Annotated in this window: 26 protein-coding genes, 2 pseudogenes and 1 riboswitch; of the genes and pseudogenes, 15 read left to right on the top strand and 13 right to left on the bottom strand. The window is 73.0% G+C overall.

The window, feature by feature from the left end; all coding sequences use genetic code 11:
• Positions 1–245: 245 nt before the first annotated feature.
• Both ACZ60W_RS00970 and ACZ60W_RS00965 read right to left on the bottom strand, forming a co-directional pair.
• Positions 246–476 carry a hypothetical protein gene (locus ACZ60W_RS00970; RefSeq protein WP_469753194.1) on the bottom strand — a complete coding sequence of 77 codons (231 nt, stop codon included), beginning with the start codon at positions 474–476 and terminating at the stop codon, positions 246–248.
• Between the two features lie 58 nt (positions 477–534).
• Entirely contained in the window at positions 535–1,794 is a 1,260-nt protein-coding gene (locus tag ACZ60W_RS00965) for an NADH:flavin oxidoreductase/NADH oxidase family protein (protein ID WP_469753193.1), read from the bottom strand.
• 228 nt (positions 1,795–2,022) lie between these two features.
• Between ACZ60W_RS00965 and ACZ60W_RS00960 the strand changes: the two genes are divergently transcribed.
• Complete coding sequence (locus ACZ60W_RS00960) at positions 2,023–2,460, top strand: ankyrin repeat domain-containing protein (protein ID WP_469753264.1); 438 nt, start codon at positions 2,023–2,025, stop codon at positions 2,458–2,460.
• Here ACZ60W_RS00960 and ACZ60W_RS00955 read toward each other — a convergent pair.
• A pseudogene (locus tag ACZ60W_RS00955) lies at positions 2,385–2,731 on the bottom strand (transposase); the annotation flags it as partial. The gene ACZ60W_RS00960 and the pseudogene ACZ60W_RS00955 sit on opposite strands and share 76 nt — an antisense overlap.
• A gap of 191 nt (positions 2,732–2,922) precedes the next feature.
• A complete protein-coding gene (locus tag ACZ60W_RS00950) occupies positions 2,923–3,897 on the bottom strand; it encodes an alpha/beta hydrolase (RefSeq protein ID WP_469753192.1) in 975 nt (324 codons plus the stop codon).
• A 287-nt stretch (positions 3,898–4,184) separates the two neighbouring features.
• Here ACZ60W_RS00950 and ACZ60W_RS00945 point away from each other — a divergent pair, with 287 nt between their 5' ends.
• From ACZ60W_RS00945 to ACZ60W_RS00935, 3 genes are all read left to right on the top strand, one after another.
• Positions 4,185–4,898, top strand: coding sequence for a type 1 glutamine amidotransferase domain-containing protein (locus ACZ60W_RS00945; protein WP_469753191.1), 714 nt, complete (start codon positions 4,185–4,187; stop codon positions 4,896–4,898).
• Between the two features lie 543 nt (positions 4,899–5,441).
• The gene (locus tag ACZ60W_RS00940) at positions 5,442–5,606 is read left to right on the top strand and encodes a hypothetical protein (RefSeq protein WP_469753190.1); all 165 of its coding nucleotides are present in this window, start codon (positions 5,442–5,444) and stop codon (positions 5,604–5,606) included.
• Positions 5,607–5,909: 303 nt separating this feature from the next.
• Positions 5,910–6,362, top strand: coding sequence for a DUF5709 domain-containing protein (locus tag ACZ60W_RS00935; RefSeq protein WP_469753189.1), 453 nt, complete (start codon positions 5,910–5,912; stop codon positions 6,360–6,362).
• 503 nt (positions 6,363–6,865) lie between these two features.
• On the opposite strand, the gene ACZ60W_RS00930 is transcribed toward ACZ60W_RS00935, so the two are convergent.
• The gene (locus tag ACZ60W_RS00930) at positions 6,866–8,053 is read right to left on the bottom strand and encodes a PucR family transcriptional regulator (RefSeq protein ID WP_469753188.1); all 1,188 of its coding nucleotides are present in this window, start codon (positions 8,051–8,053) and stop codon (positions 6,866–6,868) included.
• A 146-nt stretch (positions 8,054–8,199) separates the two neighbouring features.
• Between ACZ60W_RS00930 and ACZ60W_RS00925 the strand changes: the two genes are divergently transcribed.
• Positions 8,200–9,687 (top strand): long-chain-fatty-acid--CoA ligase, encoded by a 1,488-nt coding sequence (locus tag ACZ60W_RS00925; RefSeq protein ID WP_469753187.1) that lies wholly within the window; start codon positions 8,200–8,202, stop codon positions 9,685–9,687.
• A 496-nt stretch (positions 9,688–10,183) separates the two neighbouring features.
• Here the strand turns inward: ACZ60W_RS00925 and ACZ60W_RS00920 are convergent, their stop codons facing one another.
• Positions 10,184–10,627: a nuclear transport factor 2 family protein gene (locus ACZ60W_RS00920; protein ID WP_469753186.1), complete on the bottom strand. Its 444-nt coding sequence runs from the start codon at positions 10,625–10,627 to the stop codon at positions 10,184–10,186.
• Positions 10,628–10,861: 234 nt separating this feature from the next.
• Between ACZ60W_RS00920 and ACZ60W_RS00915 the strand changes: the two genes are divergently transcribed.
• A complete protein-coding gene (locus ACZ60W_RS00915; protein WP_469753185.1) occupies positions 10,862–11,752 on the top strand; it encodes a helix-turn-helix domain-containing protein in 891 nt (296 codons plus the stop codon).
• 160 nt (positions 11,753–11,912) lie between these two features.
• Complete coding sequence (locus ACZ60W_RS00910) at positions 11,913–12,353, top strand: hypothetical protein (RefSeq protein ID WP_469753184.1); 441 nt, start codon at positions 11,913–11,915, stop codon at positions 12,351–12,353.
• A 57-nt stretch (positions 12,354–12,410) separates the two neighbouring features.
• Here the strand turns inward: ACZ60W_RS00910 and ACZ60W_RS00905 are convergent, their stop codons facing one another.
• Positions 12,411–12,896: a DUF427 domain-containing protein gene (locus tag ACZ60W_RS00905; RefSeq protein WP_469753183.1), complete on the bottom strand. Its 486-nt coding sequence runs from the start codon at positions 12,894–12,896 to the stop codon at positions 12,411–12,413.
• Between the two features lie 192 nt (positions 12,897–13,088).
• Here ACZ60W_RS00905 and ACZ60W_RS00900 point away from each other — a divergent pair, with 192 nt between their 5' ends.
• On the top strand, positions 13,089–13,268 hold the full coding sequence (locus ACZ60W_RS00900) for a DUF6480 family protein (protein ID WP_469753182.1): 180 nt from the start codon (positions 13,089–13,091) through the stop codon (positions 13,266–13,268).
• Between the two features lie 174 nt (positions 13,269–13,442).
• Here ACZ60W_RS00900 and ACZ60W_RS00895 read toward each other — a convergent pair whose 3' ends face one another.
• Positions 13,443–14,099, bottom strand: coding sequence for an L-threonylcarbamoyladenylate synthase (locus ACZ60W_RS00895; RefSeq protein WP_469753181.1), 657 nt, complete (start codon positions 14,097–14,099; stop codon positions 13,443–13,445).
• Positions 14,096–14,713: a carbonic anhydrase gene (locus tag ACZ60W_RS00890; RefSeq protein WP_469753180.1), complete on the bottom strand. Its 618-nt coding sequence runs from the start codon at positions 14,711–14,713 to the stop codon at positions 14,096–14,098. Before ACZ60W_RS00890 ends, ACZ60W_RS00895 begins: the two co-directional genes overlap by 4 nt.
• Before the next feature lie 198 nt (positions 14,714–14,911).
• Here ACZ60W_RS00890 and ACZ60W_RS00885 point away from each other — a divergent pair, with 198 nt between their 5' ends.
• Genes ACZ60W_RS00885 through ACZ60W_RS00875 form a run of 3 tightly spaced genes read left to right on the top strand, consistent with a single transcriptional unit; the run spans position 14,912 to position 17,641 of the window.
• Positions 14,912–15,505, top strand: coding sequence for a TetR/AcrR family transcriptional regulator (locus ACZ60W_RS00885; RefSeq protein ID WP_469753179.1), 594 nt, complete (start codon positions 14,912–14,914; stop codon positions 15,503–15,505).
• A complete protein-coding gene (locus ACZ60W_RS00880; protein WP_469753178.1) occupies positions 15,502–17,355 on the top strand; it encodes an alpha/beta fold hydrolase in 1,854 nt (617 codons plus the stop codon). The genes ACZ60W_RS00885 and ACZ60W_RS00880 overlap by 4 nt, the downstream gene beginning before the upstream one ends.
• Positions 17,345–17,641, top strand: coding sequence for a hypothetical protein (locus ACZ60W_RS00875; protein ID WP_469753177.1), 297 nt, complete (start codon positions 17,345–17,347; stop codon positions 17,639–17,641). Before ACZ60W_RS00880 ends, ACZ60W_RS00875 begins: the two co-directional genes overlap by 11 nt.
• A 103-nt stretch (positions 17,642–17,744) precedes the next feature.
• Here the strand turns inward: ACZ60W_RS00875 and ACZ60W_RS00870 are convergent, their stop codons facing one another.
• Positions 17,745–18,377 carry an SMI1/KNR4 family protein gene (locus ACZ60W_RS00870; protein ID WP_469753176.1) on the bottom strand — a complete coding sequence of 211 codons (633 nt, stop codon included), beginning with the start codon at positions 18,375–18,377 and terminating at the stop codon, positions 17,745–17,747.
• Positions 18,378–18,631: 254 nt separating this feature from the next.
• Between ACZ60W_RS00870 and ACZ60W_RS00865 the strand changes: the two genes are divergently transcribed.
• Positions 18,632–18,976: an SCO0607 family lipoprotein gene (locus tag ACZ60W_RS00865; protein WP_469753175.1), complete on the top strand. Its 345-nt coding sequence runs from the start codon at positions 18,632–18,634 to the stop codon at positions 18,974–18,976.
• Between the two features lie 109 nt (positions 18,977–19,085).
• On the opposite strand, the gene ACZ60W_RS00860 is transcribed toward ACZ60W_RS00865, so the two are convergent.
• Positions 19,086–19,349 (bottom strand): UBP-type zinc finger domain-containing protein, encoded by a 264-nt coding sequence (locus tag ACZ60W_RS00860; RefSeq protein ID WP_469753174.1) that lies wholly within the window; start codon positions 19,347–19,349, stop codon positions 19,086–19,088.
• Between the two features lie 341 nt (positions 19,350–19,690).
• On the opposite strand from ACZ60W_RS00860, the gene bla reads away from it, so the two are divergent.
• Together bla and ACZ60W_RS00850 are read left to right on the top strand one after the other, a co-directional pair.
• On the top strand, positions 19,691–20,608 hold the full coding sequence (gene bla, locus ACZ60W_RS00855; RefSeq protein ID WP_469753173.1) for a class A beta-lactamase: 918 nt from the start codon (positions 19,691–19,693) through the stop codon (positions 20,606–20,608).
• Positions 20,609–20,936: 328 nt separating this feature from the next.
• Positions 20,937–21,257: a hypothetical protein gene (locus ACZ60W_RS00850; protein WP_469753172.1), complete on the top strand. Its 321-nt coding sequence runs from the start codon at positions 20,937–20,939 to the stop codon at positions 21,255–21,257.
• A 269-nt stretch (positions 21,258–21,526) separates the two neighbouring features.
• On the opposite strand, the pseudogene ACZ60W_RS00845 reads toward ACZ60W_RS00850, so the two are convergent.
• A pseudogene (locus ACZ60W_RS00845) lies at positions 21,527–21,859 on the bottom strand (acyl-CoA thioesterase); the annotation flags it as partial.
• A gap of 129 nt (positions 21,860–21,988) precedes the next feature.
• Positions 21,989–22,212, bottom strand: a riboswitch (cobalamin riboswitch).
• Positions 22,213–22,262: 50 nt separating this feature from the next.
• The gene (locus ACZ60W_RS00840) at positions 22,263–23,255 is read right to left on the bottom strand and encodes a LacI family DNA-binding transcriptional regulator (RefSeq protein ID WP_469753171.1); all 993 of its coding nucleotides are present in this window, start codon (positions 23,253–23,255) and stop codon (positions 22,263–22,265) included.
• Positions 23,256–23,596: 341 nt separating this feature from the next.
• On the opposite strand from ACZ60W_RS00840, the gene ACZ60W_RS00835 reads away from it, so the two are divergent.
• Positions 23,597–25,732, top strand: a complete 2,136-nt coding sequence (locus tag ACZ60W_RS00835) for a discoidin domain-containing protein (RefSeq protein ID WP_469753263.1) — start codon at positions 23,597–23,599, stop codon at positions 25,730–25,732.
• Positions 25,733–25,872: the final 140 nt, after the last annotated feature.

The raw sequence follows: 25,872 nt of genomic DNA, 5'->3' as shown, positions 1-25,872 counted from the left end.
AGCGATCGGAAGGGAAGAGGGAACCGCGATGATCTGCGGACCCTTTCCGCCTTCTTCCCCCGCGCGTCGCCCGGTCCTTCGGCGCTGAGACGCTGCGACGGACCGGGCGATGCGCTGCGGTGAGCCGTCATACGGTGAGGCGCGGATGGCGTGAGGCGTCAGCCATGAGACGTGAGACGTGACGCGGGGGCGAGTGATGGGGGGAGGGGCGGTGGCGAGGAGCATGCCCCGGTGGCTCAGCGCACTCAGCGCACCCCCACGGCCTTCATGACCTTCAGCGCGCCGGTCAGCCGCGTGGCCCCATTCTCGCTCGGGTGGGACCGCTGCGGCGGGGTGTTCGCCCGCAGGGACAGGTCGACGCCGCCGTCGTCGTTCGCCACGCGGGCGGTCGAGAGGGCGTGGGAGACGTTCCAGGTCAGTGTCGGTCCGACGGGCCGGTCGACCCGGGTTTTGGGGAGGTGCCGGAAGAAGTCCACGCCGCTGACGCCAGGAGCCGGTAGGGGGTTCCGCCCCCTGGCGTCGTCGGGGTCGGTCTCAGACCGAGGGTCCGGACCGACTGGCCCGCGCCGTGGTCAGCCAGGCGCGGTAGCCGCGCAGTGCGGTCCGCTGCTTGCGGTGTTCGGAGATCAGGGCGAATGCCGGGTGGGTGCCGGGCCTGGGGGTGCGGCCGCGCGCGAGCCGGCGCATCTGGTGACGGACCTGTGCCATGCCGGCGGCGGAGGCGAGGGCCTTGTCGGACCAGGTCACCGGGCGGAGGGTGCGCTCGGCTTCCCGGCCCTGGCGCCAGCGCTCGGGGAGGTCCGGAGTGACGGCCAGCGCGGTGCCCATGCCGACGACCGCGACGCCGCTGTCGAGGACCCTGTCCGCGGTGACGCGCCGGGTGATGCCGCCGGTGAGCATGAGGGGGAGGGGGCTGGTCTTGACGAGGTCCGCGGCGAGGTCGAGGAAGTAGGCCTCGCGGGCCCGGGTGCGGTCGTCGGCGGACCGTCCCGTCATCGCGGGGCTTTCGTAGCTTCCGCCGGACAGTTCGACCAGGTCTACGCCGAGGGGTTCCAGCATGGCGATCACCCGCCGTGCGTCGTCGGCGTCGAAGCCGCCGCGCTGGAAGTCGGCGGAGTTGAGCTTCACCGCCACGGCGAAGGACGCCGAGACCTCCGCGCGGACCGCGCGGACGACGTCCAGCAGCATCCGGGCGCGGTTCTCCAGCGATCCTCCCCACGGGTCGGTGCGCCGGTTGACGAGGGGCGACAGGAACTGCGAGAGAAGGTAGCCGTGCGCGGCGTGGATCTCCACACCGTCGAAGCCGGCCTCCTCGGCGCGGCGCGCGGTCACCGCGTACCGCGCCACGGTGTCGGTGATCTGCCGGGCCGTCATGGCCGTCGGCCGGCCGAACCGACTGCTGTGCCGGCCCAGGCTGACGCCGATGTCCGTGGGCCCCCAGACGACTCCGGGCATGTCGGAACCCACCTGCCGGCCGGGGTGGTTGATCTGCATCCAGACCGCTCCGCCGCCGGACCTGGCGGCCTTCGCCCATGCGGCGAACGGCTCCAGCGGGGCGTGCTCGTCGAGTACGACTCCGCCCGGACCCGTCAGTGCCTCGGCGTGCACCATCACGTTTCCGGTGATCAGCAGCCCGGTGCCGCCCGCGGCCCAGCGCTCGTACAGCGACAGCAACTGCCCTCCGGGGAGCTGGCCTTCACCGGCCATGTTCTCCTCCATGGCCGCCTTCGCGATCCGGTTCCGCAGCACCTGCCCTGAGCGCAGGGGCAGCGGCGAGAACAGCTCGTCGGTCATCCGGTCCCTCTTCCTCTCGACTACCTACGATGTTTACGCCCCTCACATTAAGGCAAGAATGTAATCACCGTAAACATCGAGCGGTGTGGGCTACGTCGCAGGGGCCCGTGAACTCGGCCGGGCCGGGTACACGGCCCGGCCCACCTGGAGGTGGACGGCGAATCGGGCCCGCCGATACCGGGGGGTGCCCCTTTCTCTTTGGCCACGGTCGTGGGTCAGGATGTCGGCATGGTGGGTCGGGATAGGTGGGAACGGACGGTGGTGCACTATGCGGCTGTCGACGGAGACGTGGAAGGTCTGAGGGTGCTGCTGGCCGGAGGCGTCGACCCCGAGGCGGCCGATGCGGCGGGTTGGACGCCGCTGCATTTTGCGGCTCAGGCCCAGGCGGCATCGGCCATCGAGGTTCTCTTGGCCGCGGGCGCGTCGGTCGATGCCGTGGATGGTCACGGCAATACGCCCTTGTGGCGGGCGGTGTTCTGTTCGCAGGGCGATGGGGCGGCGATCCGGTCGCTGCTGGAAGCCGGTGCCGACCCCGACCGGGTCAACGCTCACGGTGTGAGTCCACGGGCACTGGCGGCACGGACCGCCAACTATGCCGTTGCTGCCCACCTTCCGGGCGCAGACGGGACTTCCTCCTGGCCGCCGCCGACCGGCCCGGGCTCGTAGAACGTGCCGTCGCGGAGCGTGGCGAAGAGGACGTCGGCCCGGCTTCTGGCGAGGCAGAGCAAGGCCAGGGTGTGGTGCTTTCCCTGGGCGAACTTCTTGTCGTAGGAGGTGCGTGATACCGGGTCGGCCAGGGCGGCGAACGCGGAGAGGAAAAGGCCCGTTTGAGCTGCTTGTTCCCTCTCCGGGGCTGTTCGCTGCGGATCGAGGACCCTGAACTGCGGGTCGCGGGGGCGAGGCATGCGTAGGCAGCGAGGTGGCCGGCGGTGGGGAAGATGCTGCCGTCGCCGACGGTCCGTCGATGCCTCCAGGCCCGGTGACACCCCCCGGATCATGAACAACATGGGGGAAGTCATGCCGGGCCCGAAGGCCGGAGGCCTCATTGCGGAGCCACGAAAAAGGTAACGGGGGCTCAGGCGGGCCCGCTCGTGAGCGTCGGGGGAGTCGCGCGGGCGGAGACGCCGGTCAGGTGTCGTGGAGGGCGGTCCTGAGGGCGTCGACGGCGAGGCGGCGGGCGACGTTGGCGGCGCGGGTGTCGCGGAGGCTGTCGAGGAGGAGGAAGTCGTGGACCATCGCCTGGACGCGGACCGAGGTGACGTCGACGCCGGCCTCGCGGAGCTTGTCGGCGTACCGCTCGCCCTCGTCGCGCAGCACGTCCGCCTCGTCGGTGATCACCAGGGTCGTGGGGAGGCCCTTCAGCTGGTCGAGCGTGGCCCGGAGCGGCGAGGCGTGGTGCTCGGCGCGCTGGGCGGGATCGGTGGTGTACGCGTCCCAGAACCACTTCATGCCGTCGCGGGTGAGGTAGTAACCCTCCGCGAACTGCAGGTACGACGGCGTGTCGAAGGCGGCGTCGGTCACCGGGTAGAGCAGGACCTGCGCCTTGAGGTCGAGGCCGCCGCGCTCCTTGTTCATCAGCGCGAAGACCGTCGACATGCAGCCCCCGACGGACTCGCCGGTCACCGCCACCCGGGAGGTGTCGAGGCCGTGCTCGGCGCCGTGCTCCTTGACCCACCGGCCCACGGCGTAGTTCTGTTCGACCTGGGTGGGGTACTTCGCCTCCGGGGCGCGGTCGTAGACGGGGAAGACGCCCGCGGCGCCCGCTCCCACCGTGAGCTCGCGGAAGAGCCGGTCGTGGGTCCTGTCATCGCCGAAGACCCAGCCGGCCCCGTGGATGTAGAAGACGACGGGGAGGGGGCCGGTGGCTCCCTTGGGCCGGATGATGCGCGTGCGGACGGTCCCCCACTCGCCCGCGTCGACGTCCACCCACTCCTCGTCGACCTCGGGCCGCGGCACGCTCGGGTCGACCTGCAGGCCGAGGAGGATCTCCCGGCCCTTCTCGGGCGGGACCTCGTAGATCCGCGGGTGCGGGTCGGTGGCGTCGCACAGCTCTTGCGCCGCCGGTTCGAGGTAAGGCGTGGTCGGAGGAGGAAGGTCGGTCATGTTCACTCCATGTCACGGGCACGTATGTGCCCTGTCGTCGCGGCCCTGCCGACCGCGCGCGGTGAGCCCCCACCCCGGGCGTCGATGCCCGACTCCATCGTTTGTGCGCCACCTGCCTGCCGCAACCCGGCCGTGGACGGGGCCCGGACGCCTGCCTCCTCGGGACGGCCCGGCGAGCGGTCGCCCCGCCCCTTCACAGGACAGATGATGATTCCGGGGCCCCCGCCGCAGGTCGGCCGGTGCGTCCGGCCGGCGCGTCCGCGGAGCCGTTCAGGAGGAAGGTCGTCATGACCAGGGTGTTGTTCGTGGTGTCCGCGGCCGATCGCTGGACGTTGCGGGACGGCGAGGTGCATCCGTCGGGTTTCTGGGGGGAGGAGCTGGCGACGCCGCACAAGATCTTCTCCGCGGCGGGGTGGGACATCACGATCGCCACCCCCGGCGGAAAGGTGCCGACGCTGGACGAGCTGAGCATGTCGCGGACGGCGGGCTGGCCGTCGAAGCTGCGGGAGGTGGCCGCGTATCTGGACTCCGTCAAGGCGGAGTTGAACGACCCACGGGTCCTGGCCGAGATCGATCCGGACGCCTACGACGTGGTCTTCTACCCCGGAGGGCACGGCCCGATGGAGGACCTGTCGGTCGACCCGGTCTCGGGGGCACTGATCACGCGGGTGCTGCGTTCCGGCAAGCCCCTGGCCCTGCTGTGCCACGCGCCGGCCGCGGCCTTCGCCGCGCGGAACGAGGACGGGTCGTGGCCCTTCACCGGATACCGGATGACGGGGCTGTCCAACCTGGAGGAGAAGTTCAACAGCTTCGGCCGCAAGGCCGTCTGGCTGCTGGAGGACCGGCTCCGGGAGAGCGGCGCGGTGTACTCCAAGGCCCGCCTGCCCATGCGTGCGTACGTCGTGGTGGACCGCAACCTGTACACGGGGCAGAACCCGCCGTCCTCCGAACGTCTCGCCGAACGGATCGTCGCCGACGTGAACGCGGCGGCGGCACGCTAGGCCTCGGCATCCCGTCCCACCGCCTGAACGCTCGCGCCCCGGCACCGGCACCGGAACCCTGGCTGCCGGGGTACGCCGGGACGAGGGCATCCCGCAAACCCCTGCGCGACCGTGGGGCGCCTGCGGCTCCGGCCTCACGCGATCATGCCGGCAGTGCCCTGCTCGCCGAGCTCCTGCCCCGGTGCCTTGACCGTCGCCGTCGGCGCCCACGAGGAGACCGCCCTCTTCGCCGCCCGGTCCCGGTCCCGGTCCCGGTCCCCGTCCTCACGCGTACGCGCGTCACCCGGTCCTCACGCATACGTGTGTCGCCCGGTCCCGGTCCTCGCGCGTACGCCGGTGGGGGAGGGCGCGCGGACGGCGCGGGCGGGGTCACGTCGGGTTGCGTGCGCACGGCAGGAGGGGATCATGGACTGGAGAGGGACACGGGGTGCTGTGTCCCCACAGCGGGATTCCGAAGCCGCCGTGCGCGCGGCCGTCGCGACCCCGACCCGCAGCCTGCCGCCGACAGACGGCCGATGACCTCCCAGCCCTCAGGAGGTTCCCGTGACGGAACCCGATCCCCTGGCCTCGTGGGCTGGCCGCCTCCTGCGGCTCGGTGTCGGCATCTCGCCCGACGACGCCCGGCGGTTCGTGCACGACCTGTACGCCCAGGCTCAGGCCGACCTCGACGACGAGAGGGCGGAGGCCGATTTCGAGCGGGAGGAGTGAACCCATGGGCAGCTCGTCACCAGGTTTCCGCGGGACGACTCTTGCGTTCGAAAGCCGCCTGCCGCCGGTAGGGAGCCGCGCGGAGCCGCTCCCCGTCCTGTCCGCCGGACCCGTCCCGCATGTCCCGGCGGACCGCCCGCACACCCCCGCGCACCGGTGGCCGTGCGCCGTGACCCGGGAAGTGGGTGAGACCCCGTCCCGGTGCCTCAGGCCCCAGCCGGGCGGTGGAACGGGCGGCTTCCCCGTCCCCCTTCCCCCGCCCCCCACCACGCCATGACAGCCGTGGAGCGAACGGAGTTCCCCATGACCGAGCCCGAGGCATGGGGCGATGAGGTCTATCAGCCCGATGGCAGCGAGGTCCAGGACGACGCGGGCGTCCTGGACTACGAGGACACGCTCGTCGGCCCCGCCGGCGATCCGCTCGACGAGGGGTACTCACCACCCGAGCGCCCCCTCGGCGCCGAGCACGTCGGGGTGACCGCGGCGGAGCGGGTACGCGGGGAATCCCTCGACGAACGGCTCGCGGAGGAGGTCCCCGACGTGGCCGTACCCGAGGGCGACGGCATCGGCGACACGACGGACACCGACGGCGAGCTCCTCGACGACCAGGTCGGAGGCCCCCGAGCGGGGCGACTGCTCGCCGAGGACCAGGGCACCGGTCCCGTCGTCGCGGAACTGAACGCCCGTGACCTCGGCCTCGACGGCGGCGCGGCCTCCGCGGAGGAGGCCGCGATGCACGTCGTCGAGGAGGAGTGACGTCCGCGGGGACCCTGCCGGGGATGTCGTGCGGCCGAGGGTCAGCTTCCCGGGACAGGGGCGGTCGCGCCGGCGGAGACGGCACCATGGCGATCCGGAGGGAGACCGGCGGCCACCTCGGCAAGATCCTCCTCGTGAGCGACGAGGGCGCGTGACGGCAGGGCGCTGAAGGGGCGCGGTACCTGACGGCGCGTCGGCGGGCCCGGTACCGGCGTCCGGCCGCGTCGAGGCGTCCGCGCGCGGCCCCGCGGCGCAGCCGTGGCGGTGGAGGAGGCTCGTGGCTCCTCGCGGCGACGCCTCTCCGCGCACACCCGCCGCCGCGCTGCCCGCAGGCCGCGTCGAGGTTCCGCGAACGCCGCTGCCGTGAGCGACCGACCGGCCGCAGCCGCCGCGTCCCTGATCGACGCGGGCCGGGACGCGCCGGGGATCGGTACGGCGATCGGCGACGCCGACTCCGGTGCCCGACAGACCTGCCGGGACATCACCGTGGTCGGGCCCGCCCGCTACGAGGTACGGCGGGAGTTCTCGGCCCGACCCGGCGCGCGCACCGCCAGGAGCGCGGCGCCGATGTCGGCCGCGGCCCGGGGATCGGAGAGGGAGCGGCCGGTCAACTCCTCCACGCGGCGCAGACGGTAGCGCACGGTGTTGGGGTGGACGAACAGGCTGCGGGCCGCGGCGCCGGCTGAGCCCGCGGCGGCGAACCAGTGCTCCAGGGTGCGCAGGAGCCGGGACCGTTCGGCCGCCGGCAGATCGAGCAGCGGCCGCAGGACCAGCTCCCTGAGGTGCGCGGCCTCCACCGGCGCCGCGGCGACGACCATGGCCAGCGGAGCGTCGTCGAAGCGTGCGACACCGGGGCCGGCGGCCCGCAGCCCCGCCAGGGCGAGACGGGCGAAGCGCAGGGCCTGAGGCGTGTCGCGGAGCGAGGCGAAGCGCGGGCTGAAGCCGACGCGGGCGCGCGTCCGGCGCAGCACCCGCAGGCAGGTGTCCTCGGCCGCCGGCGTGGGGAGCGCGATCAGCGCCAGCTGCTCGTCCGGCAGAAGTCTCCAGACGGAGGGCAGGTGCGCCTGGCGCAGTGCCGCCTCCGCGCCCACGAGCGGCTCCTCGCCCAGTGTGCCCACCTCCGCGGCGGCGACCGCGTAAGGCCCCTGCTCCGGCAGGTGCAGTTCCCGCGCTGCCTCCCACAGCGTGCGGTCCGTGACGATCCCGGTGAACAACGCCTCGACCAGGGCGGACCGCCTCGCCTGACCCTGGGAGGTGAGCTGCGCGGCCGTCTCCCGGTAGGCCACCGCCACGGCTTCCGCGTACAGGCCGGACAGCGACCAGAACTCCGCCGACTCCGTCAGCAGCAGGTCGTCGGAGACCTCGGGACGCGTACGGGCCTCGGCGAGGATCTCCGTCCACAGGAGCTGCGACCCGATCCGGTACGCGTGCAGCGTGTCCGCCAGCGGAACCCCCTGCTCGGCACGGAGCCGGCCCGTCTCGCGGGCCGAGCTGGCGTCCGGTGCGCCTCCGAGCCGGAGGTGGCTGAGGATGAGGTCCGCGTTCGCGGCGCAGGAGCCGCGCAGCGACTCCAGGGTGATCAGCGCTTCGTCCTCGTACGCCTCGACGTCGCCACGGATGCGCAGCGCCATGCGCTCACTCAGCTCCGGAAGGCGTTCCTGGAGGGTCGCGGCGACACCCGAGAGGATCATCCGCGCAGCTTAACGCCGCCCTCTTGTCGCCGTGAACAATCGCCGGGCCCTTGCGTTGTCCCGTCGGCCATAGGACGCGGCCGCGCACGGCTGCAAGATGTCGACGATGTAAACATCCGGTGATTCCGGGTAACGGGAGGCGGGTCATGGCCAATCTGACAGGGTTCCTCGTGGAGACGGCTCGGCGGCAGCCCGAGCGCCCCGCGCTCCGATTGGGACGGCAGGTGCTCACGTACGAGGAACTGGACGAGCGCAGTGCCCGCGCCGCCGCCCTGCTCCGGTCCGAAGGGGTGCGGCCCGGCGACCGCGTCGCGCTGATGCTGCCCAACGTTCCCGAGTTCGTCGTCCTGTACTACGGCATCCTCCGGGCCGGAGCGGTCGTCGTCCCCATGAACCCGCTCCTGAAGGCCCGGGAGAGCGAGTTCCACCTCGCCGACTCCGGTGCGGTGCGGCTCTTCGAATGGCACCAGGCCCCCGGAGAGGGCGCCCAGGGCGCGGCCGCCGCGGGAGTGCCGCACACCGCCGTCGATCCCGAGGAGTTCGCCGTCCGGCTGGGCGCGCACGAGCCGCTGGCCGAGGTCGCCGCGACGGACGACGAGGACATGGCCGTCCTCCTCTACACCTCCGGCACGACCGGCCGTCCCAAGGGCGCCGTGCTCTCCCACGCCGGACTGCGGCACAACACCGAGGTGAACGGCGTCCACATCCAGGGGATGACGCCGGACGACGTCGTGGTCGGCTGCCTGCCGCTCTTCCACATCTTCGGCCAGATCTGCACGATGAGCGCGGCCGTCCGCAGCGGTGCCTCGCTCGTCCTCATCCCGCGCTTCGACGCCGGAGCGGTCCTCGACGCCATCGCCCGTGAACGCGCGACCTTCTTCGAAGGCGTCCCCACCATGTACGCCGCGCTGCTGCAGCACCCCTCCGAGGCGGACGTGTCGACGCTGCGCATGTGCATCTCCGGCGGAGCCTCGCTCCCGGTGGAGATCCTCCACGGATTCGAGCGCCGCTTCGGCTGTCCGGTCCTCGAAGGCTTCGGCATGTCCGAGACCAGCCCCGTCGTCACCTTCAACCACCCCGACCGCCCCCGCAAGGCGGGCTCCATCGGCACCCCCATCCGGGACGTCGAGGTACGGCTCCTCGACGAGAAGGGCCAGGACGTGACGCCCGGCGAGATCGGCGAACTCGCCGTCCGCGGCCCCAACCTGATGAAGGGCTACTGGAACCGCCCCGAGGAGACCCTGGCCGCCATGCCCGACGGCTGGCTGCGCACCGGCGACCTCGCCCGCGCCGACGAGGACGGCTACCTGTACGTCGTCGACCGCAAGAAAGACATGATCATCCGCGGCGGCTACAACGTCTACCCGCGCGAGATCGAGGAGGTCCTCCACGAGCACCCGGCCGTGGCCCTCGCCGCCGTCGTCGGCATCCCCCATCCCGAACTGGGCGAAGAGGTCGCGGCCGCCGTCGTGCTCCGCCCCGACGCCCTGACCACCCCCGCCGAACTCCGCACGTACGTCAAGGACCGGATGGCCGCCTACAAGTACCCGCGCGAGGTGTGGTTCGTCGACGCCCTCCCGCTGGGGCCGAGCGGCAAGATCCTCAAGCGGGAGATCACCTTGCCGACGGCCTGAGCCCGCCCCGGCGTCCCGCGGGGGAGTTGCCTCCCGGGGAAGCGGGACGCCGCTTCCGCCTCCCGCGTACCGGCCGTCCGTCCGTGCCCGGGCCGGTGCTCGGGGGCCTGCGCACCCTCCGCGAACCCCTCGGCAACAACCTCGACGCCACCTGCGCCAAGGCCCAGCACGTCCTGGGCCGGACGCCGCGCCCCGTCGAGGACACCGTCACCGAGACCGCCGAGAGCCTGCTCGCGCTGCGTGCCTCAGGGCCGGACCGAGCTACGGTCCGACCCGCTGGCGACCGCCGGTGGACGCACCCCCCTCAGGCGACGGTGGAGCGAACCCTCACCCTCGTCCGGAGGTTCACACCCGCCTCGCTCGCCGGGTGTCCGGTCCCGGGGCGGGGAGGCGGACGGAGGGCGACGGCGGGAGGACCGGCAGCCCCCGGCTCCACGGAACCCGGCCCGCCGACCGTGGCCGTCGGCGTCCTCCCTCGCACGTCACCCGTCGGCCGTCACGACGTCGGAGGGGCGAAGCCCTCCGGGGCGCGGTCCAGGAAGGCGGTGACGGCGGTGATGCGGCCGCGGTCGTCGATGTCGAGGACATCGGTGCCGGTGGCGAACGACGTGCCCTCGCTCCCCGCCACGATCTCCCACTGGAGCCGCGCGCGGTCGTGGTGATGGCGGGGCGGCGTGCGCATGCGGAGGGAGGCGGTGCCCACGTGCTCCAGGAACCGGTCGCGGAAGTCGATCAGGGCCTCGGGGCCCGTGAGGATGCCGATCTCCGCGCGGTAGGTGACGTCGTCGGCGAGCGTCGTGGCGGCGAGGGCCCGCTGCTCGTCAGGGGTGGCGGCGTTCCAGAAGCGGACGTAGCGCTCGACGACCGCCTCCGGCGCAGGGGATGCGGCGGCGGGTCGGGGGAGTCCCGGGTCGGTGGTCCGTCCGGTCGTCTCGGTCATGACGGGAGCCTTTCAGGAGAAGGAGCGGCGGCGCCCGCCCGAGCCGATGTCCGCGCCCGGGTACGGCGTCCGCCGTGGGGGCCGATCCGCACGTCCTGTGACAGTGGCGAGGGAGCGTGGCCGCTCCGTCGACCACGGCGGCCCCGGTCCTCCGAGAGTGCGCGGCCGGCGACGGCGTGTCGATGACCTCGGAGGTCATTGCCGGTCCGACGGGGCGGCGGGCAGGCTGGGGGCATGACGACGACCACGGAGCCGGTGGGGCAGCTCGTACGGCGCTGGCGCGAGCGACGACGCCGCTCCCAACTCGACGTGTCCCTGGCCGCCGAGGTGTCCGCCCGCCATCTCAGCTGCATCGAGACCGGGCGGGCGAGTCCGAGCCGTGACATGCTCCGGCGCCTCTGCGACGAGCTGGACGTACCCCTCCGGGAGCGCAACGCGCTCTATCTCGCCGCGGGTTTCGCACCGGCCCACCCCGAACGGGCGTTGGCGGACCTGGGCGCCGCACGGGCCGCTGTCGAAGCGGTGCTGGCCGGCAGCGAGCCGAACCCCGCGCTCGCGGTGAACGTGCGCTGGGAGCTGCTCGCCGCGAACCGCGCCATGGACGTGTTCCTCGGTGACGCGGCGGTGGCTCCCGGCCCCGGACCGTTCAACGTCCTCCGGGCCACGCTGCATCCGGACGGACTCGCCGGACGCATCCTCAACCTGGCGCAGTGGCGTGCGCACGTGCTGCGCCGAGTCCGCCGGCAACACGAGCGGACGGCTGCCGAGGGCCTGGCCGAACTGCTCGCGGAGCTGGAGGGCCTTGCCTGCCCGGACGCCTCCGCCGGGCAGCCCGTGCCGCCGAGCGCCGCGGTGCCCGGTGCCCCCGGGGCGACGGCGCGGCCGAGACGAGGCGTCGGCGGGCCGGCGCACCGCGCGGGCGGCGCGCCGGCCGTGGACGACCTCGTCGTGCCCCTTCTCCTGTCCACGGCACACGGCGACCTGTCCTTCCTCTACACCACCACGGTGTTCGGGTCCCCCCGCGACGTCACCCTCGACGAGATCGCCATCGAGACCTTCTACCCGGCCGACCGGTCCACGGCGGAGGTTCTCCGCTCCCTGTCCGCCGCGCCTCCCGCCCCCTAGCGGAGCGCCTGCACGAGGGCGGCCCCGTGCACCGGCCGTCCCCGGGGCGCGGTGCGGCGGTCCGCCCGGACCGGGAGCTCCGCCACGGCCTTCTGGTTCCTTCGGGGGAGTGCGCGGCGCGGTGCGATTGCCCTCCGGCAGATCAGGGCAGGGGGCGAACATGACGCGCAGCGAAGGCGGCCCCGACCCTGCCCACCGGCGACCGGAGGGCGTCGGTGATCTCACGGTGGAGGCGCTGGGGTCGCTCTCGAAGGCCCTGGAGACGGTCGAGCGGGCGCGTGGCCAGCTCTACGGCTTCCACCAGCTGACCGGAACCGCCGACCTGGAGCTGGACCGCGCCGTCGGGCTGCTGCGGCGCGCCGGTCACGACGACTGGGCGGACCGGGTCGAGGGGGAGGTCCTGGGGCGCAACGTCATCCCCGACCACTGGACCTTCCAGATCGTCGAGTCGTACAACCGCACCTATTACGAGCCCTTCCGCGACCTCGAACGGCAGGCGCGTGAGGACCTGGCCGCGGGCAGGGACCACCTGTACGAGGCGGAGATGAAGGAGGCCCGTCGCACCGAGGGACATCCCGACCACACCTCGCACCCCTCCTGACCGAGGTCTTCCGGCGGGCAGGACCGTCGTCGCGGAGGAGCACCGTCGGGCGGACCGTCACCAGCCCCAGGTGCCCGCGCCGCCCTTGAACGGTCCCTTGATCTCTCCGGTGATCCACCCGCCGTAGAAGTCGCCCTCCTGCGCGGCCACCGCCTCGCCGTCCACGGAGCAGGCGGCCAGGGTGGGGTAGAAGGCCAGGTGCCCGGCGAGGGACGCGTACGGCGCGCGGGGCCGCTCGTAGCTCCACGCCGCCCGGAGCACCTCGTCGTCCCCCACGACGATGTCCCAGTACGAGGCGCTGCCCTTCCATTCGCAGGCACTCCCGCCGGGGGCCGGCCGCAGCAGGTCCATCCGGACGTCGGGCCGCGGGAAGTAGAAGACCGGCGGGTGGCTCGTCTCCAGCATCCGCAGGCCCGCGCGCGTCTCGGCGACGACGGTGCCTCCCACCCGTACGGACAGGAGCCGTCGGTCCGCCTCCAGGCGGGGTGGCCGGGGGTAGTCCCACACGGACTCCTCGCCCGGCCCTGTCGGTTCCCTGTCCATCGCGATGCCCCTTCCCGAGACCGACGTCGATGCCGTCGTACGGGGCATTCGGCGCGAGCCCGGCCGGCGGATGCGGTGCGCGGCTCCCCTCCGGGCTTCGACGCACGATCGACGCACCTGGCGGGGCGGAGCGAAGCGAGGGACGGTGGAGACTCGGCGACACGACGCCGTCCCGCACCCCAGGGAGAGGCTATGACCCAGCCGCTCGTACCCCCTCAAGAGACCCCGCCCGTGGAAGGCTCCACGTCCTCGGCCCATCAGGAACGGCCGGACGGCGGCATCTGGGAACACCCGATGTTCTGGCTTTCCCTGATCGTCCTCGGCGCCGTGCTCGTAGGACTCTTCTTCGTCTTCCGGATCTTCGGGTTCTGACGCCGTCGGGAACGCCCCGAGCAGGACGAGCCTCCGTACGCGGGAGCGCCGACGATTCGGTGGCGACCCGAACCCGACGCGGGGAGGCGGTCCGTCCTGCCCGCCTCCACGCCGGGCGACGGGCAGGAACCCCGCGGAGCGACGACGCCGACCGTCCGCGGGGCGGACTACGGGTCAGCGCGTGACGAGGTCCGGCACGACCGACCGCAGCTCGGCCGCGGACAGTACGCCCTCGCGGACGAGGACCGGCGCTTCGCCGGTCAGGTCGACGATCGACGACGACAGCGGTCCGGCGGTCCGACCGCCGTCGAGGTACACCGAGACCGCGTCTCCCAGCATGCGGAACGCCGCGTCGCAGTCTTCGGGCGACGGCTGCTCCGTGAGGTTCGCGCTGGAGACGGCCAGGGGGCCGGCCGCGGCCAGCAGGTCCAGGGCGAGCGGGTGGTCGGGCATGCGCACGGCCACGGTGCCCCCGGTCTCGCCGAGGTCCCAGGCGAGCGAGGGACGGTGGTGGAGGACCAGCGTCAGACCGCCGGGCCAGTACGCCTCGATGAGCCGCTCGGCCGCGGGCGGCAGCTCCGCGACCAGGTCCGCGAGGGCGTCCCTCGAACCGACGAGGACGGGGGAGGGCTTGTGACGGCCCCGACCCTTCGCCGCCAGGAGGCGGGCGACGGCCTTCGGGTCGAAGGCGTCGGCCCCGACCCCGTACACGGTGTCCGTCGGCAGGACCACGAGGTGACCCTGCCGGAGCACCTCGGCGGCCGTCTCGATGCCGGACGCACGGGACGACGCCTCGGAGCAGGCGAAGCGCTGCGGCGCGGGGCCCCTCATTCGGCGTCGGCGCCGTGCGCCGTCACCAGCCGCGCGCTGCCCTCGGCCAGCTGGTAGGCCAGGCCGACGACCGCGACCTCACCCGACTCCACCTGGTCCGACACGACGCGGGAACGGTCCATGAGCAGCTTCACCGTGTGCCTTATGTGCTCGTCGATGATGTCGCTGTCCTCGGTCAGACCGGCCGCGCGGGCCGCCAGGACGCTCGGCGTGACGCGCTCGACGACGTCCCGGACGAAACCGACGGCCGGCAGGCCGTCCTCGACGGCGTTACGGGCCGCCGCGACGGCTCCGCACGAGTCGTGACCGAGCACGACGACGAGCCGGCAGCCGAGGACGCTGGTCGCGTACTCGACGCTTCCCAGCACCTCCGCCCCCAGGACGTGACCCGCGGTCCGCACCACGAACAGGTCGCCGAGCCCCTGATCGAAGATGATCTCGGCCGCGAGCCGCGAGTCGGAGCATCCCAGGATGACCGCGAAGGGCTCCTGCCCGGGAGCGAGTTGCGCACGACGGGCGGCGTCCTGGTTCGGGTGGTCCTGCTCCCCCGCGACGAAGCGGCGGTTGCCGGCGAGCAGGGAGTCGAGGGCCACCGAGGGCGAAGTTCTAGGCATGGCACCCACTCTATCGAGCCGGTTTCCGCCGCTGCCGCCCGGAACCGCCTAGTGAGACCGCCTGCCCGGGCGCGCAGCGCCGCGACTCCGGCCCTCCCCGTCCTCGGCCCGGGTCCCGCCCCCTCGGCACCAGTCCCGCCTTCGGGCGGGGGCGCCCGGCCTCTTGCAAAATATATAGACCGGTCTATTATCTGGATCATGGTGGAAACCAAGGGAGCGAAGACCAGCCTGCGGCTGGCGGAATCGATGCTCGAACTCATCCAGCGGCACGGCTACAGCGGCACCGGACTCGCCACGGTGGTGGAGCACGCGGGCGCCCCCAAGGGGTCCCTCTACTTCCACTACCCCGAGGGCAAGCAGGCCCTCGGCGAGAGGGCGGTCGAGCTCGCGGCCGCGCACTTCGGCGCCCTCGTGGCCGGCGCGGCCCAAGAGCGCGCGACGCCCGGTGAGGTGCTGCGACGGGTCATCGACGCACTGGCCGGGATGCTCGAAGGCAGCGGCTTCGAGCTGGGATGCCCGGTCTCGGTGGTGACACTGGAGATGGGGACGCAGAGCGAGCGGCTGCGCGAGGCGTGCACCCGGGCCTTCGAGTCGTGGATCGGGCCCGTCACCGAACTGCTCGTCGCCCACGGCCGTCCGCACCCCGCCGCCCGCGCGCTGGCGACCGCCATGGTCAGCATGGTGGAGGGAGCGGTGATCGTGTCGCGCGCCCAGCGGTCCACGGAACCCCTCCACTGCGCCGCCCAGGCGATCGACGTCCTGCTGGCGCCGGTCGGGGAGGCGTCGGCATGACCACGGACGGCAGACACGCGCTGGTGCTGGGCGCGAGCGGCTTCATCGGGCGCCACCTGGTGCTCGCCCTCGGCGAGGCCGGCGTACGGGTGAGCACGGCGAACCGGAGCGAGGCGTCGTACCAGCGGCTGGCCCGATGGCTCGCGGCACGCGGGCACGAGCAGGTCCCCGCCGACCTGAGAGTCGACTTCACCACGGCGTCACTGGTCGACGGCCCCTGTGACGACGTCACGGAGATCTACAACTGCGCCGGGGCCTTCCGGTTCGGCATGTCCGTGGACGAGGCGCGCCACGCCAACGTCGACAGTGTCCGCACCGTCGTCGCGTTCGCCGCCCGGCTGCCGCACCTGCGCCGCCTGGTCCAGATCTCCGGATACCGCGTCGGGGGACAGGATGCCGAACCCTGGAACGAAGCCCGCCGGGGCGAGACCTACCGCAGACTCGGCGCCTACGAGGCGTCCAGGGTCGAGGCCGACGCGGTCTTCCGCGAGCTGGCGACCCGGCTGGACGTCCCCTGGTCCATCGTCAACCCCGCCAGCGTCATCGGGGACAGCGCCACCGGCGCATCCGACCAGTACATCGGGCTCGCCTCCCAGCTGAAGGACCTCTGGCACGGTGCGCTCCCCGCCCTGCCCGGCGACGGACGCACCTTCGTCCCCGTGGTCGCCGCCGACCACCTCGCCCGCTTCATGGCCCTGCTGCCGACGGACCCGGCCACGGAACGCTCCGCGTACTGGCTCCTCGACGACGACACTCCCGCCCTGCCCGACCTGCTCACCCGCGCGGCCGAGCACTACGGCGTCAAGGCGCCCCGGATGCGGGTCCCGGCACCCCTGCTCAAGCGTCTTCCCCAGCGGCTCACCAAGGCCGATCCCGAGACCCTGACCTTCCTCTCCGCCGACCGCTACCCCACCGCTCCGGCCCACGCGCTCGCCGCCCGGCACGGCCTGACCATGCCGGACACCACCACGACCCTCCACCGCTGGGCCGATCACCTCGCGGCCCACCGCTTCGGCGACGCCCCCGCGGCCGACCGGCGGTTCACCGCGCCCGGTGGCATCCGCACGTTCGAACTGGGCGAGCCCGACGCGCCCACGCTGGTACTCCCCGGCCTGCCCGTCAATGCCGACACCTGGGCTCCGGTCGTCGCGGCGATCGGCCACGCCCGCGCCGCCGACCTGCCCGGCCTGGGCATGAGCAACGGTCACCCCGACGACTGGCCGTCCTGGCTGAGCGCGCTGCTGACCGACACCGGCGCCCGTCACCTGGTCGGCCACTCCATCGGCGCCGCAGCGGCTGTCGAAGCCGCCGCCGACCACCCCGACACCGTCGGCCGGCTCACGCTCGTCTCCCCGTTCTTCCTCCAGGCCCACCCACCCCGCCTCACCCGGGCATCCCTCCTCACCCGCCTGCACCTGAGACGTACGACCCCCACGGCCCTGGCCACGCGCCTGACGGGCGACCCGCGCCACGCGGCCGCACTCCGGTCCTCCGTGGCGGACCTCCGCCGCGGCACCGTCGGCACCACCGTGTCCCGCCTCCTGAGCGCCGCCGGGAACCCGCAGCGGCGCGCCGACCTGCGCTCCCGGCTCCGGGAGTACCCGGGCCACGTCCATGTCGTCGTCGGCTCCCGCGATCCCCTCACGCCGGAGGGCCACTTGCTCCTGAACGCCCTGCCCCGCGCCACGGTGACGGTCATCGCCGGCGCCGGCCACCATCCGCACCTGACCCATCCGGACGATGTCGCGCGAGCTGTCGGCGACGCCCCATCGGCTCGTGGACCGGAAGCCGGGGCCGCGTCCGAGGGTGTTGTCAGTGGTGACTGGAAGACTTGTTCGGGTGAACGGTGACGAGCAGTTGCTACGCGGCCGGGTGTACGGCCATGACCACGAGGACCCCGATCCGGGCCCGCTTCCGGACCGGTCCTACGCCGAGTTGGTCGGCGGCCCGCTCGACGGCCTCCTCCTCGACGTCCACGGCTGGCGGACCGAGGAGATCGACGACGGCGTGGCCCTGCCCACCGAGCTCTCACGCTGGCCCGGCGGACGCGCGCTCTACGACCCGCGCCCGGGCGAACCCCGCACACCGGGACCGGGCGTGAGCTGCCGCCTGTACTACTCGGGCGACACCCCCTGATCCGGGGGCGGCCACCGCCCGGCCCGGACGGCCGCCGCGACGACGGGGAGGGAAAGCACCGCGCGTCCTCGTTCTCCCCGCCGCGCACGGCCACGGCTCGGAGTCACCGCGCCAGGTGAGGCGCGCGGCCGGTGTGGCCCGGCGCCCGGCAGAGCGTGACGCGGGGGCCGCCGGGGGAGTGGGCGACGGTCGGGGGTGAGGTGAGGCCGAGGGCGCGGTTGTCCTTGCCGTCGAGCATGTGGTCGAGCCAGCGTTCGTACCAGCCGAGGAAGTCGGTGGCCGAGGAGACGTTCGGACGCCAGAAGCCGTCGGAGTTGCCGGTGAGGACGCGGCCCGTGAGGGGGCCGGTCACGGCGATGAGGCAGAGGTCGGTGCAGCCCATCTCGACGATGTGGAGGAACAGGTCCCCCTGCGCCGCATCGGGGTGGCGCGCGTGGTGGAAGCCGCGCGGGGCGCCGTCCGGTGGCCGGGGGTCCATGGTGAACAGGCGGCACTCGTCGAGGGGGAGCAGGCCGTAGAAGGGCCCGGCGCCACTGCCCCCGAGGCCGGTCAGGAAAGTGCGGTAGGCCGGTGGCAACGCGATGTGATGGTCGTGTTCGAACGCGTCCGCCTCCGCGGCCGTGACGCGCGGGCCGAGGCGGAACCGGTGGCGCTCGGCACCCATGGAGTGGCTGCGGTGAGGCTGGTAGGGCGTCTTCGCCAGCTTGGTGCGTATGCGCGCGATGCGTGAGTCCATCGGAGGATCTCTTCTCTCGTCCCACGGCACTCTACCGGCGGTCGGTCAGCGCGCCTCCGGGCGGCCGCCCCCCGGCCCTGGCCCTGGACCCGGCCCCGACCCTGACCCCGCCCCGGGGAGCCGAGCCCCCCTCACATCCCGGCGGGACCAACGGGGTTGAGGTGATCGCGCAGGTGTTCTTGAGTACGCGTACTCAGGAGCCGGGCCCCCGGGCCGGGTGAGGGTGGAGGCGTACTCGACCTCTGGAGAAGACCATGACTGCGATCCACCGCGTCCACCGCACCGTCACCGCCCTCCGGCCCCGCCCCCTCCGCATCGCCGCCGCCGCGCTCGTGGGTGCGGTCGCCGCGGTGGCGCTGAGCGGGTGCGCGGGGTGGGAGTACAAGGAGGACGTCTGCGGCGGAGGCGAGTACCCGGTGCTGTCCGTCGGAGGAACCGGCTCGGCGTGCGTGCCGGACGCGGAGGAGCCGCCCGCCGGGTACGTGCGGTACCCGGAGGGCAAGGTGCCGGAGCAGGTCGGCGACGAGTGGGACCTGTACTGGGACACCCACACGATCGACAAGGACGGAAAGATCGTCGACGCACCCGACGCGAGCTGACCCGGCGCCGGCGCGGAGGAGACCGGGCCCGCGCCGGGGACGACCCCGAGGCACCGCCGCCCAGCCCCGCCCGGCCTCCGCGGGGCATCGGGGCATCGGGTCGTCGGCGTCAGACTTCGATGAGGAACACCTCGTCCACGTGGCACCACGCCCAGGACTCGTCGGCGGCCAGCGAGACCACCACCGGATGGCCGGTCTCCGCGTAGTGGGCGTGGGCGTGCCGGCCGCGGGAGCTGTCGCAGCACCCGATGTGCCCGCAGGTCGCGCACCGGCGAAGACGGACCCAGCCGTGCCCGAGGGCCTCGCACTCCGCGCAGACCGGGGAGGCGGGGAGGTCCTGCGGTCGCGTGAGGGTCGTGACGTGCGTGCACACCGCCCCCTGGGGGCGTCCCCCGTCGGGGGCGACGCTCCACGACCCTCCCGATCGCTCCGTGGCCCCGGCGCCCGGTGTCTCCGGTCCAGCGGGCACACCGTCACTCATGATCATGATTCGTCCGCCTCCGCGCCGCCCGTCTCCGTACCCCTCACTTCACGCGCAGGCCCGGACGTGGATGCGCCCGGCCGACGGATGCGGCAAGCACCACCCACGTGTCCGTCCCTTCGCGGGTGCCACGACCGCACCCGTAGGCGGCTTGAGTGGCCCCGCGTCGAAACCGGCCGGGGGCCGGGGCGCGTGTTTCTCTGTGCAGTGATCACTCAGGAAAGGTACGAACCGTGTCGTTCGCAGGCTCTCACCCGTCCCGCCGCACCGCCCTCGCCCTCGGTGCGGGCGCCTCGCTCGCCGTCGTGTTACCGCTCGCCGGAACAGCCGGCGCCGCCCCGTCCGCGGGTCGCGGCATCACCGGCAGGCTCCGGCGCCTGGAGCGGCAGCACGCCGCGCGGCTCGGCGTCTTCGCCCACGACGTCCGTACCGGGCGCCAGGTGGCGTACCGCGCCGACGAGCGCTTCCCCATGTGTTCGGTCTTCAAGACCCTCGCCGTCGCCGCCGTGCTGCGCGACCTCGACCACGACGGCAGCTTCCTCGACCGCCGCATCCGGTACACGGCGGCCGAGGTCGAGCGCTCCGGCTGGTCGCCCGTCACGGAACTGTCCGGGAACCTGGCCCACGGCATGACCGTGGCCGAACTCTGCGACGCGACCCTGCGCTTCAGCGACAACACCGCGGCCAACCTGCTGCTGCGCGAGCTCGGCGGCCCCACCGCCGTCACCCGCTTCGCCCGCTCGATCGGGGACCGTACGACCCGCCTGGACCGGTGGGAGCCGGAACTGAACTCGGCGGAACCGTGGCGCCACACCGACACCACCACGCCCCACTCCATCGGGCGCACCTACGGCCGCCTCCTGCTGGGGGACGCGCTCCCGAGCGACGACCGGCGGCTGCTCACCGACTGGATGCTCGGCAACACCACCAGCAAGGAGCGCTTCCGCAAGGGCCTCCCCGCCGACTGGCTGCTGGCCGACAAGACCGGCGGCGGCCGCTACGGCGGCAACAACGACGCCGGTGTCACCTGGCCGCCCCACGGCGGCCCGATCGTGCTCACCGTGATGACCACCCGATTCACCGAGGACGCGGCCCCCGTCGACGCCCTGGTCGCCGACGCGGCCACCCTGGTGGCTGCCGAACTCGGCTGATCGATAGGGCGGTTCACCCTCCCCACGGATGCGCCCCCTTCGGTCCCGTCGTCGGAGATCCGGCCGGCCCGAAGGGGGCGGCTGCCGCTGCCGTGCGCGGCCCGCCCGACCCCGGGTGGCTGCTGCCGGGCGCCCGGAAGACCCGACGGCCAGGGCCGGTACGCGGATCGGCCAAGACCTCCTGCTGTGCTTGAGTGTGAGACGGCGGTGCGGGAGCAGGTTGCGAACGGGTGAGGTGTCGGTGGTGCAGGTCGTGTTCGTATGCCGGTCGTGCGCGGCTCCCTTGTCGCGGCCGCTGGTGGAGCGGGCCTGGAGGCCGCTGCCGCGGGTGAAGGGTAGGGAGCACTACACCTACGGCCCGTCGACCGTCCCCGTCGGCGCGTTCTCCGCCGACCCGGAGCCGTACGCCCCGGCCGGTTCCGCTCCCACCTGGGTGATCAATCCGCTGGACGGCGTGCTGCTGCGGCCGCACACGGACACCTCCCGGCTGTACGGATGCTGCCGTCGGGACGGGCTCGACGGGCCGAACCTGGTGTGCGGCCGGTGCGGGAGCGAGGTCGGCGTCGAGATCTCCGACTGCTGGACCGAGTACGACGTCCGGCTGCTGAGCACGGCGGTGACGCGGGGTCCGGACGGCAGGCCCTCCTGAGGCACGCGGTCCGGCACGTACGCTGAGCTCACGGACGCCCCGTCCTCACCGCTCGCGCCCTCGTGGACGATCGACACCCGGCCGGTGGAGCTGTTCGTGCAGACGGAGACGGAGACGGACACCCGATACCGAGGGTGTCCACCCAGGGGCGGACGGGCTGGTGTGATCACGGCCCCCAGCCGGTCGCCGGTGTCGGACGCCGTCGCGGGACCCGGCCGGGACCGGTCGCCCGTTCCTCAGGAGGAGCCGGGCAGGGACGCCGCGAGGGCGGGCACGGGCCGCGGATCGCCGTCGGCGTCGACGGCGACGAAGGTGAGGAACGCGGTGGCGACCTCGGTCGCGGGGCCGGAGTGGTTCCAGCGCTCGGCGGTGACCCGTACGCCGACGGTCATGGAGGTCCGGCCGGCGCGTTCGAGGCCGGCGTCGACGCTGAGCAGGTCGCCCGCCCGGACCGGGGCGAGGAACGTCATGCGGTCGACGGAGACGGTCACGGCCGGACCGTCGGCGTGGCGTCCGGCGGCCGCCGCGGCGGCGTCGTCGATGAGCTTCATCATCACGCCCCCGTGGATCGTGCCGTACAGGTTGGTGTCGTGCTCGCTCATGATGTGGGCGAGGACGACCCGGGAGTCGTCCGGCGTCTTGAGCGGGCGGGCAGGGCTGGTGACGGTGGGATCGGCCACGTCAACTCTCCTTCGCGAGTCGCGGCAGGGCTGGTCCGCACGCCAGGGGTGTCGGCGGGCGGGCAGCGGGCAGGTCTTCGGACTCGCGGGCACGTCCTCCTCGTGGAGGGCTCCTACTGGCCGTCGCTTCCCAGGTCCGGTACGTCGGACCCAGTGCTGTGTGACGGCGGTCGTTCCCGCTCACCGCTGCGGGGCAGTCCCGGATTCCCACCGGGTTCCCTCTTGCGACGCATCCCGCCTGGCGGACGGGGCGAACCAGCTGCGCGTCCCACCCTACGTCGCCCCGGCCCGGCCTCCGCTCGGCGGCGCCGGACCGGACCTGCTGTCAGGTCGACTCGCGGACCACCAGCTCGTTCGGGATGACGACCGGCTCGCGGGGGCCGCCCTCGATGAGTCCGAGAAGGAGGTGGACCGTGGCGATGGCCTGGTCGGCCATCGGGCTGCGGACGGAGGTGAGCGCCGGGGTGGTGTACGAGGCCGCCTCGATGTCGTCGAAGCCGACGACGGCCACGTCCTCGGGAACGCGGCGCCCCGCCTGGTGCAGGGTCCGCAGCGCCCCGATGGCCATGAGGTCGTTGCTCGCGAACACGGCGTCCAGCGCGGGGTCGTCGTCCAGGAGCTGCCGCATCGCCTGGGCTCCCGACGCCCGGGTGAAGTCGCCGAGCGCGACGATCGACCGGCGGCCGGTGTCCCGGAGGGCCTCGCGGTAGCCTTCGAGGCGTTCGCGTGCCTCGAACAGGTCCAGGGGTCCGGTGACGGCGGCGATCCTGCGGCGGCCGCGCTCCAGCAGATGGCGGACCGCGAGCGAGGCGCCCCCGACGTTGTCGAGGCCGGCGTAGGGCACCTGGGGCGCCGACGTGCGGTTGAACGAGGCGATCGGCAGGCCGGTCCTGGCCAGGGCCGCCGGCAGCGGGTCCGTCCCGTGCAGGGCGACGAGCATGACGCCGTCCACGTGCCGGCCGGCCACGTACTCCTCCACCCTGGCGCGGCTGCGGTCGGACTCCGCGAGCATGAGGACGACCTGCTTGCCCGCCGCTTCCAGTTCCCGGCTGACGGCGCGCACCACGGTGGAGAACAGGGGATCGTCGGAGACCACGCCCTGGGGCGGATCGGAGACGACCACGGCCACGGCGTCCGTGCGGCGGGTGACGAGGTTGCGGGCGGCCGCGTTGGGGACGTAACCGAGTTCCCGCACAGCCCGCATCACGACCTCACGGATCTGCGGGGCGACCGTCGTCTCGCCGTTGACGACGCGGGAGACGCTCGACTTGGACACGCCCGCACGCGCGGCGACCACTTCCAGCGTGGGTCGTTTCATCCCGGTCCGTTCGATCGACGACACGCGAACCGCTCGGGGAGCGTTCTCCGGCGAGAATGACGCCCCGGCGCCGCCGCTGTCAACGGCCCCGCGCGCCACGGAGACCTGCGGGCTTCCGCCGCTCACCCGCCTCCGTCCCGTTCCCCCTCTCATCCGGCAGGGACTGCTCGCCTCGTGCCTGGTGAAGCGTGAGAAACCGTTCCCCAAAAGGTCGTTGACGCGTCGATGGCGTTTCCGGCACGTGAACCAAAGCCTTGACAGCCGATACGGACCGGCCCATTCTCACCCCTCAGGGAGCGCTCCCTCGCCCGACCCCCACTTGAGGAGCCGCCGTGCGCCCGCTGCTTCGCCGCCTCGGATTACTCGTCGCCGTCGCGGCCACCCTGCTCACCGTCACCACCGCCCCCGCCACACCCGCCCCGCCCACGACCCCCGCGGCTTCCGCCCTCGCGGCCGAAGTCCCGCTGTCACAGGGCAAGTCCGTGACTGCCTCCGGCACCGAGGGCGCGTTCGCCGCCCGGAACGCCGTCGACGGAGACACCGCGACGCGCTGGTCCAGCGGCTTCACCGACGTGCAGTGGCTCCAGGTCGACCTCGGAGCCCCCGCGACGATCAGCCAGGTCACCCTCGACTGGGAGGCCGCGTACGCGAAGTCCTTCCAGGTCCAGGTGTCGAACGACGCCGTCACCTGGACGACGATCCACACGACGACGCAGGGTGCCGGGGGCAGCCAGAACCTGGCCGTCTCGGGCTCCGGGCGCTTCGTCCGCCTGTACGCCACCCAGCGCGGAACCGCCTATGGGTACTCCCTGTGGGAGTTCCAGGTCCACGGCTCCTCCGCCTCCGCCGCCTGCGGCACCGCGGACGCCGCACGGGGACGGCCCGCCACCGCCTCCAGCGCCGAAGGGGCGTTCGGCGCCCCGAACGTCGTCGACGGGGACCCCGGTACCCGTTGGTCCAGCGCGTTCAGCGACCTCCAGTGGCTCCAGATCGACCTGGGTGCCACGAAGCAGCTCTGTGGCGTGACCCTCGACTGGGAGGCCGCGTACGCGAAGTCCTTCCAGGTCCAGGTGTCGAACGACGCCGCCACCTGGACGACGATCCACACCACGACGCAGGGTGGCGGGGGCAGCGAGAACCTGGCCGTCTCGGGCTCCGGACGCTTCGTCCGCCTGTACGCCACCCAGCGCGGAACCGCCTACGGCTACTCGCTCTGGACCTTCGCCGTCCGCACCACCACCAGCGACGGCGGCAACGGCGACGTGCTGCTCTCCTACGGACGACCCGGCGCGGCCTCCACCTCGCAGAGCGACCAGAACTGCTGGGAATGCACGCCCGCCCGCGCCTTCGACCGCGACCCGGCCTCCCGCTGGGCCACCAGCTCCACCAACGGCTGGACGGACCCTGCCTGGATCTCCGTGGACCTCGGAGCCCCCGCGCAGATCAACAAGATCGTGCTGCAGTGGGACCCGGCCTACGCCAAGTCCTTCCAGATCCAGGTCTCGTCGAACGGCACCGACTGGACGCCGATCTACTCGACCACGAACGGAACGGGGCTCAAGCAGACCCTCCAGGTCTCCGGCACCGGCCGCCACGTCCGGATGTACGGCACCGAACGCGCCACCCCCTACGGATACTCCCTCTGGGAGTTCCAGGTGTACGGCACCGGCGGCGCCCCGAACCCGGCCCCGCCGCTGCCGGCCGACCCCGCGACGCCGCCACGACTCGTCTGGAGCGACGAGTTCGACGGCGCGGCCGGCGGCAAGCCCGACCCGGCCAAGTGGAAGGCCGACCCCGGCACCGGGCAGAACGGCGAACTGCAGTACTACACCGACCACGACAACGCCGCACTCGACGGCGCGGGCCACCTCGTCATGGAGGCCCGCAAGCAGGCCACTGCCGGCAAGGGATGCCCGCCCGACCCGCTCACCGGCAGCACCACCTGCCAGTACACGTCCGCCCGCATGAACACCGGCTCCACCTTCCAGTTCACCTACGGCCGGGTGGAGGCCCGCATCAAGGTCCCCAAGGGCAACGGACTCTGGCCCGCGTTCTGGATGATGGGCGGCGACTTCCTCACCGGACGGCCGTGGCCCTACAACGGCGAGATCGACATCATGGAGATCCTCGGCAAGGACGTGAAGACCGCGTACTCCACCGTCCACGCGCCCGCCTACAACGGCGGCGGAGGAGTCGGCTCGCCGTACAAGCTCCCCCAGGACGCCGACTTCTCCGACGACTTCCACACCTGGACCGCCGACTGGACGAGCAAGGGAATCGTCTACGGCCTCGACGGACGCACCGTCTTCACCCTCGACAAGGAACAGGTGGAGGCGACCCGGGGGCCCTGGATCTTCGACCACCCGCACTACATGATCCTCAACCTCGCGGTCGGCGGCGACTGGCCCGGCCCGACCGACACCACCACGCCGTTCCCCTCGAGGCTGCTCGTCGACTACGTACGCGTCTACCGGTAGCCCCGGCGGCGTGAGCCCGGGCGTCCGCGCCGGTCACCCCGTACCCGCGACCGGCTCCGCCCCTCACCCGTGGCGCGCCCGATCCACCGCCCGCCGCCGGTGTCCGCCCCCAGGCACCGGCGGCAGGCTCCGCCGCGCCC

This window comes from Streptomyces sp. NPDC104202, assembly GCF_055584185.1.
Note: the sequence above shows the minus strand (reverse complement) of the source record. Positions and strands in the feature narration are given on the sequence as shown.

Excerpts from the sequence above, each read along its gene's own strand:
- ACZ60W_RS00890 (WP_469753180.1), bottom strand. The coding sequence starts at position 14,713 with ATGCCTAGAACTTCGCCCTCGGTGGCCCTCGACTCCCTGCTCGCCGGC.
- ACZ60W_RS00915 (WP_469753185.1), top strand. The coding sequence starts at position 10,862 with ATGACGACGACCACGGAGCCGGTGGGGCAGCTCGTACGGCGCTGGCGC.
- ACZ60W_RS00945 (WP_469753191.1), top strand. The coding sequence starts at position 4,185 with ATGACCAGGGTGTTGTTCGTGGTGTCCGCGGCCGATCGCTGGACGTTG.
- ACZ60W_RS00910 (WP_469753184.1), top strand. The coding sequence starts at position 11,913 with ATGACGCGCAGCGAAGGCGGCCCCGACCCTGCCCACCGGCGACCGGAG.
- ACZ60W_RS00865 (WP_469753175.1), top strand. The coding sequence starts at position 18,632 with ATGACTGCGATCCACCGCGTCCACCGCACCGTCACCGCCCTCCGGCCC.
- ACZ60W_RS00935 (WP_469753189.1), top strand. The coding sequence starts at position 5,910 with ATGACCGAGCCCGAGGCATGGGGCGATGAGGTCTATCAGCCCGATGGC.
- ACZ60W_RS00900 (WP_469753182.1), top strand. The coding sequence starts at position 13,089 with ATGACCCAGCCGCTCGTACCCCCTCAAGAGACCCCGCCCGTGGAAGGC.
- ACZ60W_RS00880 (WP_469753178.1), top strand. The coding sequence starts at position 15,502 with ATGACCACGGACGGCAGACACGCGCTGGTGCTGGGCGCGAGCGGCTTC.
- ACZ60W_RS00895 (WP_469753181.1), bottom strand. The coding sequence starts at position 14,099 with ATGAGGGGCCCCGCGCCGCAGCGCTTCGCCTGCTCCGAGGCGTCGTCC.
- ACZ60W_RS00960 (WP_469753264.1), top strand. The coding sequence starts at position 2,023 with ATGGTGGGTCGGGATAGGTGGGAACGGACGGTGGTGCACTATGCGGCT.
- ACZ60W_RS00965 (WP_469753193.1), bottom strand. The coding sequence starts at position 1,794 with ATGACCGACGAGCTGTTCTCGCCGCTGCCCCTGCGCTCAGGGCAGGTG.
- ACZ60W_RS00930 (WP_469753188.1), bottom strand. The coding sequence starts at position 8,053 with ATGATCCTCTCGGGTGTCGCCGCGACCCTCCAGGAACGCCTTCCGGAG.
- ACZ60W_RS00870 (WP_469753176.1), bottom strand. The coding sequence starts at position 18,377 with ATGGACTCACGCATCGCGCGCATACGCACCAAGCTGGCGAAGACGCCC.
- ACZ60W_RS00840 (WP_469753171.1), bottom strand. The coding sequence starts at position 23,255 with ATGAAACGACCCACGCTGGAAGTGGTCGCCGCGCGTGCGGGCGTGTCC.
- ACZ60W_RS00925 (WP_469753187.1), top strand. The coding sequence starts at position 8,200 with ATGGCCAATCTGACAGGGTTCCTCGTGGAGACGGCTCGGCGGCAGCCC.
- ACZ60W_RS00950 (WP_469753192.1), bottom strand. The coding sequence starts at position 3,897 with ATGACCGACCTTCCTCCTCCGACCACGCCTTACCTCGAACCGGCGGCG.
- ACZ60W_RS00885 (WP_469753179.1), top strand. The coding sequence starts at position 14,912 with ATGGTGGAAACCAAGGGAGCGAAGACCAGCCTGCGGCTGGCGGAATCG.
- ACZ60W_RS00905 (WP_469753183.1), bottom strand. The coding sequence starts at position 12,896 with ATGGACAGGGAACCGACAGGGCCGGGCGAGGAGTCCGTGTGGGACTAC.
- ACZ60W_RS00920 (WP_469753186.1), bottom strand. The coding sequence starts at position 10,627 with ATGACCGAGACGACCGGACGGACCACCGACCCGGGACTCCCCCGACCC.